Genomic DNA, 12,799 nt, shown 5'->3' on the forward strand with positions numbered 1-12,799 from the left:
TCACAGACACCGAAGATAATCGGTCTACAACGCATTTCCCGACAACTTCGAACGCGTGTCGTCTACATCGTGAACAGCTTCCTCGCGACCCTAGATAACCAACGCGATCTTGAAGGCGGCCTCGGTTTTCTTCGCCGCCGAGCTCGACCGGCCGTCTCAGTAGTCGTGGAGTTCATCAGCGCCCACCAGCACACGCGGGTGGGCGCTGATGGTCTCAAGTGGGGTGTCGAGTCGATGTGCGCCGTGCTTTCAGAGTTCGGCGTCACGATCGCCCCGTCGACGTATTACGCCCACCGCGCCCGCCAGAGTGGTCCGTCGAAGACCGACTGGGCTGACGCCGCGGTCATCGACGCGATCTGGCGGCTGCGTAAGTCGCAGTCGCTGTACAAGGTTCTGGGTGCCCGGAAGACATGGATCGTGTTGCGCACCAACGGACTCGACGTGTCTCGCTGTGTCGTGGAGCGGGTGATGCGAGAGATGGGTTGGCGGGGTGCGTGCAAGCGCCGCCGGGTACGCACCACCGTCGCCGATCCGGCGGCGACGCGGGCCCCGGATCGGGTCCGGCGCAATTTCGTCGCCGGCGCACCCGACCGGTTGTGGGTGGCCGATTTCACCTATTGCCGGACCCGCGCCGGCTGGGCTTACACGGCATTCGTCACCGATGTTTATGCCCGCAAGATCGTGGGCTGGAAGGTCGCCACCGAGATGACCCAGAAACTGGTGACTGATGCAATAAATCACGCCATAGACACCAGGAAGCGTTCTGGTGCAACCTCTTTGGAGTCTCTCATCCATCACAGCGATGCGGGATCTCAATATGCGGCGGTCGCGTTCACCGACCGCCTGGCTCGGTGAGGGGATCGTGCCGTCAGTGGGATCGGTGGGCGATAGCTTCGACAACGCTCTGGCCGAATCGGTGAACAGCAGTTACAAGACCGAACTCATCGACCTTCAGCCGCTGTTTCCCGGTGCCACCGAGCTATCGCTGGGAACCGCCGAGTGGGTGGCTTTCTACAACCGGCAGCGGCCCAATGGATACTGCCAGGACCTGACACCCGACCGGGCCGAAGCCCTCTACTACCATCGCCAACGGCACCCTCATACCGAGGAGGCACTCAAATAACAGAGCCTCCCGACATGCCGGGGTGGATCAGAGGGCCTGTTTGGGGTCGTAACTGGGCATGGCGCAACTGCGGGCGCCGCGCTGGTCGCTCATCCATTGGTCCGGCGAATCGGCTTCATCGGCTCCCCTGGCACGGGTAGGCATATCCAGCGGTTGGCTGCAGAGCACGGCGTCAAATACGTCACGCTGGAACTCGGCGGCAAGAACCCGATGATCGTCATGCCGGACGCCGATCTGGAGGCGGCGGCGAAAAGCGCCGTCGCAGGGATGAACTTCACCACCACCGCGGGCCAATCTTGTGGATCAACAAGCAGACTGCTGCTGCACGAGGCGATCGCTGACGAGGTCATTAAGTCGGTCGTAGATCAGGTCGCTGCCATCAAGGTAGGCCACCCGCTCGCTGAGGGCACAGACATGGGACCCGTCATCGACCAAGCGCAATACTCGAAGTCGCTGCGGGCTATCGAGTCAGGACGGGCAGCCGGTGCCAGCGTACTTACTGGTGGAGGACGCGCGCAGGGTGTTGGTAGCAAAGGCTGGTATGTCGCTCCGACCGTGTTGGGCGACGTGGCACCACAAGCCGATGTCGCCCGCGACGAGATCTTCGGGCCCGTTCTTTCGGTGCTGACCGTCCGTGACGAGGCCGAGGCGGTCGAAGTTGCCAATGGCGTCGACTTCGGATTGACAGCGGCGGTGTGGACCAACGACCTCCGCCAAGCCCATCGCATGGCTGCGGGACTCGATGCCGGCTACGTCTGGATAAACGGCAGTGCACGCCACTACTGGGGGTTGCCGTTCGGCGGCCGGAAATCGTCAGGTGTTGGATCCGAAGAGTCCACGGAGGAATTGCTATCCTATACACAAGTCAAAGCCGTAACCGTCACCTTGGACTAGCCTCCTGTGATTGCCGGCCACATTCGGTCGTCGTGCCGTTCGGATCCGGTGAACGGGAGACCAGATACGAGGCACAGCAACGCGGTTGGCGACGAGTTGTCGTCCGCCGTGCCGACGCAGTCGACCAGCCGCGTGAATGAAAACGTCGGCCGACAGCTGAGCGCGCGGCGCAAGGCCTTCGTCTTGGCGTCCTGCTGCCTGAGCGTGCTCATTGTGTCGATCGACGTGACCATCATTAACGTCGCAGTCCCGAGCATGCGCGCCGGCCTTTCGGCGTCGCCTTCGCAAATGCAGTGGGTCTTTGACATCTACACCTTGATGGTGGCCTCGCTTACACCTTGATGGTGGCCTCGCTGTTGCTGCTCTCGGGTGCCATGGCCGACCGATTCGGTCGGCGGCGTACGTTGCAGATCGGGTTGACAATCTTTGCGTCGGCCTCCCTGCTGTGCAGCGTGGCTCCCAACGTCGAAACGCTGATCGGCGCCCGCTTCCTGCAGGCGATCGGCGGTTCGATGCTCACTCCTGCTGGGTTGTCGATCGTCACGCAGGTGTTCACCGGCAGGGTGGAGCGCGCGCGCGTCATCGGCTTATGGGGGGGCGTCGTTGGCATCTCGATGGCCTTGGGTCCGATCATGGGCGGAATACTTCTCGAGTATGTTGACTGGCGAGCAGTGTTCTGGATCAACGTGCCGATCTGCTTGCTAGCGGTGCTGTTGACCGCGATCTTCGTTCCCGAATCCAAGTCGGTCACCATGCGCCACGTCGACCTGATCGGCTTGGTCCTGGGCATGGTCTTCCTGTTCGGACTGGTGTTCGTGCTCATCGAAGGGCCAGGGATGGGCTGGGCCGACACCCGCGTCGTCGTTAGCTGTTGCCTCGCAGCGCTGGCCTTCGCGACATTCCTGCGCTACGAGTCACGCCGCCTCGACCCGTTCGTCGAGCTCCGATTCTTCCGCAGCATCCCGTTTGCTTCGGCGACGGCCATCGCGGTGTGCGCATTCGCTGCATGGGGCGCGTTCCTGTTCATGATGTCAATCTATTTGCAAGGGGAGCGCGGGCTTTCAGCGGTGAACACCGGGCTGATGTTTCTGCCCGTGGCCGTCGGCGCATTCATCTTCTCGCCCTTGTCTGGCCGGCTGGTGGGGCGATTTGGTGCCAGACCGTCGCTGATGATCGCCGGCGCATTGATCGTCGCCGCGACTCTCATGCTCGCGCAGATGAGCGACGCTACCCCGCAATGGCAAATGCTGGTCGCCTTTGCGGTTTTCGGCGTCGGTACTTCGATGGTGAACGCACCGGTCACAACCGCGGCCGTCAGCGGTATGCCGACCGACCGCGCCGGTGCGGCGGCGGCTATCACATCCACGAGCCGACAGGTGGGCGTCGCCATCGGTGTGGCCATATGCGGCCCGGTCGCTGGTGCGGCATTGGGCGACACCAACGTCGATTTCGCGGTCTCCGCCCAGCCCCTATGGCTAGTGTTCGCTGGAGTTGGTGTGCTGATCTTCACGCTCGGTGTCTACTCGACGTCGAAGCGCGCGCTGCGCTCAGCAGAGCATCTGGCGCCGCTGATCGCAGGAACCGATCCGCGACGGGAGGCTGCCGATGTCGCGTAATCCGGAAGCGGACGAGGTCTGGCGCGCGATGACCGCACTGGTCACCGACAACCGCGACAGTTGGAGGCGAGCGACCGTCGACCAGACGGGCCTACCTTTCAGTCGCATCCGGATCCTGCTCCGGCTGTCCCGCGGTTCGATGACCGTCACAGAGGTCGCGCACGCCGTGACAATCGATCCCCGGCGGCCACGGTGTCCGTCAACGATCTGGAGGACCGCGGCCTAGTCATGCGTCAGACTATTCCCACCAACCGGCGGTACAAAGTGGTCTCACTGACCGACGCCGGCTGGTCGATGGTGGCCACCATCAATGCGGTCGACGACCCGGCTCCCGAAGCGCTTGCGGCACTTGAGGGTAATGAACTGAGGGCGCTGCGCGATGCGATAGCAAGAGTCAGCGCCGCCGCCAAACACTGAATGAAAGCCGCGGCCGGATCGCTCAACGAACGACTCTCAGTCCGGCCTAGCGAACCTGCAACATGCCAGGGTCGCTGTGGGGTCTGCAGAAGTCGGGTCAGATGGCGGGATTGGTGGACCAAGGGCCGCGAGTGTCGAGAAGAACCCTGTTCGGTTGGAGTCCTGGGTGGCAGACGTCGGTCTGCGAGGGGATGCCGGCTGATACCGCCGTTACCGCGGTGGCCTAAATAATAGCTTGCAAACAGTTATCATCCTATGTAAGCTTCCGTGTGGTGTAGCCCACATGAGTGCTCACGTTCTACGGGCACAAATCACAAATCGATAGGAAGGTGCGCCCGGTGGATTCGATGGCGCCTGATGCGACGACGATGCGAACATTAGAGAATGCGCGCGGCTCGATCCTAAAGGGTCGCCTCCCTGCGTCTCTCATCGCTAATGCAGCGCTTTACGAGCTTGAATTGAAGCGAGTATTTGGTAGGACCTGGCAGTTTCTCTGCCACGAAGACGAGATCCCCAATGCGGGTGACTATGTAGTGCGCTACATCGCTGATAACTCAATTATTGTCGCGCGGCAGCAGGATATGACGATTCGGGCGATGTCGAACTCGTGTCGGCACCGCGGCACGCTGCTTTGCCGAACCGAGTCTGGGAATGAGTCGGCGTTCCAGTGTCCGTACCACGGTTGGACCTATCGAAACAACGGTGATCTCATCGCGATACCTGCGCAGCAGGCAGTGTACGGTGCTGCGTTCGACAAGAGTCGGCTAGGGTTGCGCGCTCTGCCGATGCTGGACTCGTACGCGGGCCTTGTCTTCGGGTGCGTCTCGGATGAGGCGCCGGGACTGGATGAGTACCTCGGGGACATGCGCTGGTATATCGACTTGATGATGAAGAAGAGCCCGGCCGGCCTTGAGGCGTGGGGTGCCCCGCAGCGTTGGGTGATTGACGCGAACTGGAAGACCGGCGCCGATAACTTTGTTGGGGACGGCTATCACACGGTCATGACGCACCGTTCGATGTGCGAGCTGGGGTTGTTACCGCCCGATAATGTGGCCGTTTCGCCGGCCCACGTCAGCCTATCGGGCGGGCACGGGGCGGGCGTTCTAGGCGCACCACCCGGCATACCCGCACCGCCGTACATGGGCTATCCCGAGGAAGTCGTCTCCGGTCTCAGCGAGGGTTACGGCGATGACGTCCATGGCGAGTTGCTGAAACGGACGATGTTCATTCATGGCAATGTGTTCCCGAACTTGTCCTTCTTGAACGCCTTCATCGCCAAGGACGGGCAGTCTATGCCGATGCCCATTCTGACCTTGCGGCAATGGCGTCCCTTGGACGCAGCTCGTATGGAGGTGTGGTCGTGGTTCTTCGTGGAGCGCAACGCGCCCGAAGAGTTCAAGCAGCAGTCGTTTGAGACTTATGTTCGGACGTTCGGGGTCGGGGGTGTCTTCGAGCAGGATGACGCCGAGATATTCCAGGCTATTACCAAGGGAACACGCGGCGAGTTGGCTGGTGGTGTGGAGCTGAACCTGGAGATGGGACTGGACAATCTGGCTCCTGATCCAACGTGGCTGGGCCCGGGACGACCGTTGGCCAGTGGCTACGCCGAACAGAATCAGCGCGAGTACTGGAAGCAGTACTTCGACTATCTGGCCACACCGAGAAGGGATGAGAACGTATGACGACAACGGTGCCGCAGGATCCACCTCAGGCTGCGAGGGTTTCGCGCGACGTGCGCGAGGAAATCGAAGACTTCCTTTTCGACGAGGCCGATCTGTTGGATCGCGATGAGTTCGAAGAGTGGCTGGAATTGCTGGCACCGGATGTGCACTATTTCGCGCGCGTCCGTCAGACGCTTCGCAGAGCAGGTGGCCCGGGGTTCTCTGAGCGCTCTATGCACCTGAGTGATAACTACACGAGTCTGAAGATGCGTATTCAGCGGCACCGAACGTCGTCGGATTGGGCTGAGGATCCACCGTCGCGGATCCGGCACTACATCACCAATGTCAGGGTCAGGTCTGGTGAGGACGGCGATGAGTACCGTGTGACGTCGAATGCGTTGCTGGTGCGCACGCGCGCAGACGAGCCTAAGGTGGAGACAGTCGCTGCCGAGCGCCGAGACATTATTCGTCGCGACGAGACGGGTTTGAAACTGGTCCAGCGCGAGATCCTGCTGGATCACACCACGTTGCCCACGCACAACCTGTCATTCTGGATCTAAGGTGCCGGTGAGCTTGACATCATTACGGCGGCGCCTCCGCCGAAACTCCGGCCCACGAACGTTGTGGCCGAGCGAATTTGGGTCTGTCCTTAAGGTAGGCCGGTAGGTGCGCGCAGCTATTTATCACGGTCGCGAAGACGTGCGGATTGAAGAGCTTCCCGACCCGAGTCCACGTGCGGGCGAAGTGGTCATCGAGGTGGCCCGAGCGGGGATCTGCGGCACAGACCTGCATGAGTACATCGCCGGTCCGATGCATGCTGCGCCAGGGGTCGTCATTGGACACGAATATTCCGGGACGGTGGTCGGCGTCGGGTCCGGCGTGCGCGAGTTCACCGAAGGTGACCGGGTTTGCGGCGTCGGCGTTTTCGGCTGCGGTGAATGCGGCTTCTGCAAACAGGGCGCTGAAGCACTCTGCGGAGCAGTCGGTTTCATCGGCTTCGCTGTCAACGGAGCGCTTGCCCGCTACGCGTCGTTGCCGACGAAGGCGTTGTTTCGCATCCCGGATGAGATCAGTCTCGCCGAGGCTGCCGTCGTTGAACCGATCGCGTCGGCGTACCACGCTGTTCGCCGTAGCCAGCTGGCATCTGGTGAGACCGTCTTCATCGCCGGTGCCGGCCCGATCGGCCTTGCCCTGGTGCAATTCTGCCTTGCTCAAGGTGCGACTCAGGTCATCGTCAGTGAGGTTTCGGCGACGCGCCGCGTTGCCGCCCACCGGGTCGGGGCTACGCGCGTAATCGATCCTCTGGCGGAGGATGCAGTTGAGGTGGTTCGGACGTTGACGAACGGAAACGGCGTCGATGTCTCCTTCGACGCTGCGGGCGTACAACCCGCGCTTGATGCGGCGCTGGGCGTTCTGCGCCCCCGCGGTCGATTGATGGTCGTGGCGATTTGGGAGGCCCCGGCCGGTATCGACATCAATCGAAGCGTCATGCGCGAAGCAGATATTGGCTTTTCATTTTGTTACGAAGCGCAACGCCAGGTTCCGGCGATTCTTGACTTACTAGCTACGGGGGCGATCAGCCTCGGTGAACTGATCACCGACGAGATCCCGTTGGATGCCGTGGTCAGTCAGGGTCTCGAGGAACTGCGCGTCAACCGCGATGCACACGTAAAAATTCTGATCGACCCATCGGCATAGCACGACCGGTATCGCGCCGTCGATTGTCACGCCGCCCCACCAAAGGAGTTAAGTGTCCGCGAATATGGAGAGTCTGTTCGACGGTCTGACGATCCTCGAGCTGGGGCACGTGATCGCGGCGCCTTTCGCTGCCTCGCTGATCGGCGACTTCGGAGCACAGGTCATCAAGATCGAAGACCCCGGCTCGGGGGACATGTTGCGTAGGTCCGGTCCTCGTAAAGACGGAGTGCCCCTCTGGTGGAAGTCCGCGGCCCGGAACAAGTCAAGCGTCGCTGTCGATCTGCGGCTCGCCGAAGGGCAAGCGCTCGTGCGCAAAATGGTCGAACGCGCAGACGTGGTGATCGAAAACTTCCGCCCGGGAACGCTTGAGCGTTGGGGACTGGGATGGGAGGAGCTGCACGCATCGAACCCGCGGCTGATCATGTTGCGGATTTCCGGGTACGGCCAAATCGGCCCGGAGAGCGCAAAGCCGGGATATGGACGGGTCGGCGAGGCCATGAGCGGAGCGGTACACATCACCGGGCATCCTGACCGGCCACCGACGCATTTCGGTTTCTCCCTGGGCGATGTCACGACAGGAATCATGGGTGCGTTCGCTGTTGCCGGAGCACTGTTCAAACGTGAAGCGATCGGGGATCGCTTCGATGGGGAATGTATCGACCTGGCTCTCTACGAGTCACTGTTTCGTGGTATCGACTGGCAGGTCATCCTTTATGACCAGTTGAACTTTGTTGCCGAGCGTCAGGGCAATCAGTTTCAGGTCAGCCCGTCACCGGTGTCAGATACTTATCTCAGTGGCGATGGGGTGTGGTACACCGTGGCGACCGGCACCGTTCGGTCAGTGCAGAGCCTGCTCGAACTGCTGGGCGGCACGACTCTGCGTAACGATCCGAAGTACGCGACTCAGGAACTGCAGATGTTGCACCGCGAGGAGCTCGGCGAGATGGTTCGCCAGTGGTTCGCCGAAAACAACTCCGATATCGTCGAAAAGGCCTGCGCGAGCTCCGGTGTCGTGGCTGCGCGGATCTTCACGCCGGCAGAGATGTTCTCCAGTCCCACGTTCGCGGCTCGCGAGAGCCTGGTCGAGGTCGCTGACCAGGAATTGGGTCCGGTCCGCGTCACCGGGGTGGTGCCGAGGTTGACGAACTTTCCCGGATCCGTGCGCAGCACCGGGCCCCGTCTCGGGATCCACGGCCAAGAGGTGCTGACTGAGTGGCTCGGCTTGGCCGACTCGGAGTACGAGGCGCTGGTGTCGAGTGGTGTCGTCGGGGCGGTCGACGTTGACGGAGAGGTTCCCGGGCATTGAGTTCGCTGCGCGACAAGGCTTGCATCGTCGGCGTTGGTCATACGGCCTACCGTCGTGATGGCACTGAGTCGGCAACGGACCTTGGCCTGCAACTCGAAGCGGCCCATGCCGCGATCGTGGATGCCGGGTTGTCGGCTGGCGAGATCGATGGGCTCATCTGCCCGATCAACGGTGGCACGGCCGAAGATTTCATCGCGAATCTTGGCCTGACGAATGTTCGTTACGCGGTGACTTCCCATACCGGAGGCGCGGCAAGTGTGGCGGGTCTGGCAACTGCGGCGATGGCGGTTTGGTCGGGCGTCGCGCGGCATGTCCTCATTCCCGCGGGCTGGTGTGGGTACTCAGGTCCGCGTGCCCGCGGGATGGCATCGAGCGCGGACATGGCGATAGGCAAGGTTGTCCGGGATTATTACGCGCCACAGGGCGCGGTGTCGGCCGTGCACCAGTATGCGCTCGTGGCCGACCGCTACGTCCGCAAGTATGACGTGCCGCCTGAAGCGATGGGGGCGGTGGCAGTCGCGTTTCGTGCTAACGCGCAGCTCAACTCGAATGCGGTGATGTGCGGCCGTGAGCTGACGATGCAGGACTACCTCGACGCTCCACCGATCAGTACGCCGTTTCGTTTGTTCGATTGCAGTCTGGAGACCGACGGCGCAGCGGCGGTGGTGGTATCAGCGGCCGATCGTGCGGCTGACAGCCCGCACCGGCCGGTGTTTGTGATGAGTGTGGCCGAAGGTCGCCCATTTCCCGTCGATGAGTTCGCCAACAGGGCCGACCCATTGGAGATTGGGCTTGCCGAGGCGGCGCCGCGCGCATTTGCCGACGCTGGTGTCACCCCGTCTGACATCGATCTGCTCGAGGTTTACGACAGTTTCACTGTCAACGTGTTGCGGCAGATCGAATCGGCCGGGTTCTGCAAGCCGGGCGAAGCAGCGGATTTCGTTCTCGACGGATGTATCGCCGCGGACGGTTCGTTGCCCACGAATCTCAACGGCGGTTTGTTATCCGAAGCCCACGTGCAAGGCATGAACAATCTGGTCGAGGCGGTGCGGCAGCTGCGCGGTGGTTTACCGCAGCGGCAGGTCCACAATGCGGAGTTGGCGGTAGTGACCGGTATGGGCGGCGGATGGGGTTCAGGTGCTCTCGCGATATTGCGTCGGTGACAGCGTTGTGACTGGCCGGTTCACAAGGGGACCGATGTGACACGAACGGGACCGGATGTCGCAGCACCGCCGTTGCCATCCCTGGAGGGTCTCACGGCGGAGTTCTATGAGCATTGCCGACGTGAAGAGCTGTCGTTTCAGCGTTGTTCAGGGTGCGGCCGTTGGCGTCACGTTCCTCGCCTGACGTGTGCTGGCTGCGGCAGTGACGCCTGGTCTTGGCAGAGGTCGTCGGGCAGGGGAGTGGTATTCAGCCACACGGTTATTCACCGCGCGCTGCATCCCGGGTTCGACGAGGCCGTCCCGTTCGTGTGCGCCGTCGTCGAAATGGATGAGGGTGTGCGGATGGTGGCACGGATGGTGGGCGTAGTTGCCGACCGGACGGCGATGCTGGTTGATGCGGCCGTCGAGGTTGTCTATGTGCACGTCGCCGATGATGTTGTGCTGCCGGCATTTCGGCTGCCCGCTGCGGAAGTGCGGGGCAATGACCGCCGCTGACGAGTTGCGCGATCGTGTCGGTGAGAAGATCGGATTCCGGGGCGCCGACTCGGTGACGCAGAACGACATCCGCCGCAAACTGGAGGTCTTCACCTTTGCCTGCCCACTGCATGACGACGAGGCGGCAGCGAAGGCGCACGGGTACCTCGGCGTTGTGGCCCCGGTGACGATGACCCCGCTGTGGGGGCTGCCGCCGTATTGGGCACCCGGACAGCCCAGTCCCTATCTGGTCGACGGGCAGGAGATGACGGGCAACATCACCGACACGCTGGCTCTGCCGTTCAGCCGATCGGTCAACGTCAGCAGCGAGTGGCAGTACCACACACCGCTGTACTTGGGGGACAGGTTGCAGGGGACTACGACGATCATCTCGGTAGAGCAGAAGCGCACCCGGGTGGGTACCGGAGTCTTCCTGCAATACGAGTCGGAGTACGTGAAGGTTTCGGGAGAACTGGTCGCGCGCAACCGAAATACCGTCTTCAACTACGACCCAGACGACGCCTCCAGGCCTGAGCCCGGCACTTCGGCCCGCGCCCAGCAAGGCGACCGAGGTCGGAGCCCACGCCCCGTCGACGATGCCGATACCGGTGTCGACTGGAACACGCCACTCGAGTTCGACGACGTTACGGTCGGTCAGCAAGGCGACCGAGGTCGGAGCCCACGCCCCGTCGACGATGCCGATACCGGTGTCGACTGGAACACGCCACTCGAGTTCGACGACGTTACGGTCGGTGCGCAAGTGCGCGGGCCGGCCTTGGCCCTGACTTACCAGCGCATGGTGATGAACATTGCCGCGGATCGCATGTTNTCCGGGATACACCACAGCGCCGCGGCCGCNCATGCCGCGGGGCTTNCCGACATCATCTTCAATACTCGTGGCCTGGAAGCCCTTTTCGAGACCGGGCTTCGTCGNTGGATGGGCCTTCGCGGCAGGTTGGTGCANCTGGGTCCGTTTAAGATGAGTGCCTCAGTTCACCCGGGCGACGTGGTGCAGGCGCGATGGACGGTGACCGGCAAGCATGCGCAGGCAGGCGCAGACGTCGTAGATCTCCAATTCGGTGTCTTCGCCGGGGATCGGCAAGCGGCGCAAGGGGTTGCCGCCATTCATCTCAACGGCAAAAAGCAATGCTGATCAGAGTTCTGTAGGAGAAGGAGGGTTCCGATGAGTGTTATCAAGGCGGACGTGGAGGTCTGCCAGGGCTACGCGAACTGTGTCGTTGCAGCGGCCGACGTCTTCGACATCGGTGATACGGGAACTGTTGTCATTCTTGATGACACGGTAGCCGAGAGCGATGAGGCAAGGATCGTCACNGCGATTCGCAGTTGCCCCGTCTCGGCTCTACGCCTCGAAACGGCCTGAGTGAGACGGCCGTGAACGGCGCAAGTACCAGCGGGTGAGTGCGTCGACCATGGTTGAGACGAGTTGGTTCCCGAATGTACTTGCGTTTCAACCGACATGAGTTCTCGTGTATTGCATCCTCAATCAGGATCTGGCTCCACTTCCACTTCGACGCGTGAGATCGGTGCCCGGCAGACGCGGTGACGGTTTGTGGTGATTTGAGTTACGGCTGTCTCGGGGTGATTCGGGCATTACAGCAAGGGAAAGGTACCGATGACGTTAAAAATGAGTACTTCAGGCGGTTCGGACACGACCGCTCGTAGTCTCGTCGATGTCGATCGCGGGGAGATCAGTCGNGAAATCTTCACCGATGCTTCGATTTTCAACCGTGAGTTGGAGTATTTGTTTCCGCGGAGCTGGTTGTTTGTGGGTCATGCCACGCAGGTGTCTGCGCCGGGTCAGTTCTTCTCGTCGAGGATGGGCTCGGATCCGGTGTTGTTGACCCGTGACGCTCAGGGTGGTGTGAATGTCNTNCTCAATTCGTGCCGACATCGGGGTATGGCGGTGTGTCGCTACGACGAGGGCCGTACGCTGCAGTTCACCTGCCCCTACCATGGCTGGTCGTACTCGATGGACGGTTCGCTGGTGTCCACTCCAGGGGATTTGCACGGTGTGCCGCAGCAGGGCATGGCCTACGGCAACGGCCTTGACAAAGCGGCCTGGGGACTTGTCAGGGCTGCCAAGGTGCACAACTTCAAGGGCCTGATCTTCGCGTGCTGGGACCCCGCCGCCCCGGATTTCGACGAGTATGTCGGTGACTTTCACTATTGGCTGGACAACCTGGCTGATGCTTTCGATGGCACGGAAGGTGGTACCGAGGTGTTCCGTGGGGTGCAGAAGTGGCGCATCAAATCAAATTGGAAGTTCGTTTCAGAAAACTTTCTGGGCGATACCTATCACGGGGCGACGACTCACGCCTCAGTTGAACAGGTGGGTATCGGCCCGGGCGGCAGAAACTCCCGGCGTCACGGTGAACGACAGGATCAGGGTGGTTTTTCGAAGGGCCGTGTGAAGACGTCGTTTCGGA

General features: G+C 61.8%; 10 protein-coding genes and 3 pseudogenes. All 13 read left to right on the forward strand.

The window, feature by feature from the left end:
- Positions 1–100: 100 nt before the first annotated feature.
- Positions 101–1,045 (forward strand): annotated as a pseudogene (locus H7J06_RS31945) (IS3 family transposase); the annotation flags it as partial.
- A gap of 114 nt (positions 1,046–1,159) precedes the next feature.
- Positions 1,160–2,017: an aldehyde dehydrogenase family protein gene (locus H7J06_RS31950; RefSeq protein WP_264044056.1), complete on the forward strand. Its 858-nt coding sequence runs from the start codon at positions 1,160–1,162 to the stop codon at positions 2,015–2,017.
- A gap of 132 nt (positions 2,018–2,149) precedes the next feature.
- A pseudogene (locus H7J06_RS31955) lies at positions 2,150–3,633 on the forward strand (MFS transporter).
- Positions 3,623–4,100 (forward strand): annotated as a pseudogene (locus tag H7J06_RS31960) (MarR family winged helix-turn-helix transcriptional regulator). The pseudogenes H7J06_RS31955 and H7J06_RS31960 overlap by 11 nt, the downstream one beginning before the upstream one ends.
- 297 nt (positions 4,101–4,397) lie before the next feature.
- Positions 4,398–5,732 (forward strand): Rieske 2Fe-2S domain-containing protein, encoded by a 1,335-nt coding sequence (locus tag H7J06_RS31965; RefSeq protein ID WP_264044058.1) that lies wholly within the window; start codon positions 4,398–4,400, stop codon positions 5,730–5,732.
- Entirely contained in the window at positions 5,729–6,271 is a 543-nt protein-coding gene (locus tag H7J06_RS31970; protein ID WP_036348089.1) for an aromatic-ring-hydroxylating dioxygenase subunit beta, read from the forward strand. Before H7J06_RS31965 ends, H7J06_RS31970 begins: the two co-directional genes overlap by 4 nt.
- 106 nt (positions 6,272–6,377) lie before the next feature.
- Positions 6,378–7,409, forward strand: coding sequence for a 2,3-butanediol dehydrogenase (locus H7J06_RS32535; protein ID WP_264044046.1), 1,032 nt, complete (start codon positions 6,378–6,380; stop codon positions 7,407–7,409).
- A 52-nt stretch (positions 7,410–7,461) separates the two neighbouring features.
- Positions 7,462–8,715, forward strand: coding sequence for a CaiB/BaiF CoA transferase family protein (locus H7J06_RS31980; RefSeq protein WP_264044048.1), 1,254 nt, complete (start codon positions 7,462–7,464; stop codon positions 8,713–8,715).
- Positions 8,712–9,878, forward strand: a complete 1,167-nt coding sequence (locus H7J06_RS31985) for a thiolase C-terminal domain-containing protein (RefSeq protein ID WP_264044049.1) — start codon at positions 8,712–8,714, stop codon at positions 9,876–9,878. Before H7J06_RS31980 ends, H7J06_RS31985 begins: the two co-directional genes overlap by 4 nt.
- Before the next feature lie 36 nt (positions 9,879–9,914).
- Positions 9,915–10,373 carry a Zn-ribbon domain-containing OB-fold protein gene (locus tag H7J06_RS31990; RefSeq protein ID WP_264044050.1) on the forward strand — a complete coding sequence of 153 codons (459 nt, stop codon included), beginning with the start codon at positions 9,915–9,917 and terminating at the stop codon, positions 10,371–10,373.
- Positions 10,360–11,505: an FAS1-like dehydratase domain-containing protein gene (locus H7J06_RS31995; RefSeq protein ID WP_264044051.1), complete on the forward strand. Its 1,146-nt coding sequence runs from the start codon at positions 10,360–10,362 to the stop codon at positions 11,503–11,505. The genes H7J06_RS31990 and H7J06_RS31995 overlap by 14 nt, the downstream gene beginning before the upstream one ends.
- A 30-nt stretch (positions 11,506–11,535) precedes the next feature.
- Positions 11,536–11,733: a ferredoxin gene (locus H7J06_RS32000; RefSeq protein WP_036348106.1), complete on the forward strand. Its 198-nt coding sequence runs from the start codon at positions 11,536–11,538 to the stop codon at positions 11,731–11,733.
- Between the two features lie 264 nt (positions 11,734–11,997).
- The coding region (locus H7J06_RS32005) for an aromatic ring-hydroxylating oxygenase subunit alpha (protein ID WP_443678426.1) at positions 11,998–12,799 on the forward strand (802 nt) is incomplete at its 3' end.

This window comes from Mycolicibacterium hodleri (assembly GCF_025822245.1).
Classification (GTDB): Bacteria; Actinomycetota; Actinomycetes; order Mycobacteriales; family Mycobacteriaceae; genus Mycobacterium; species Mycobacterium hodleri.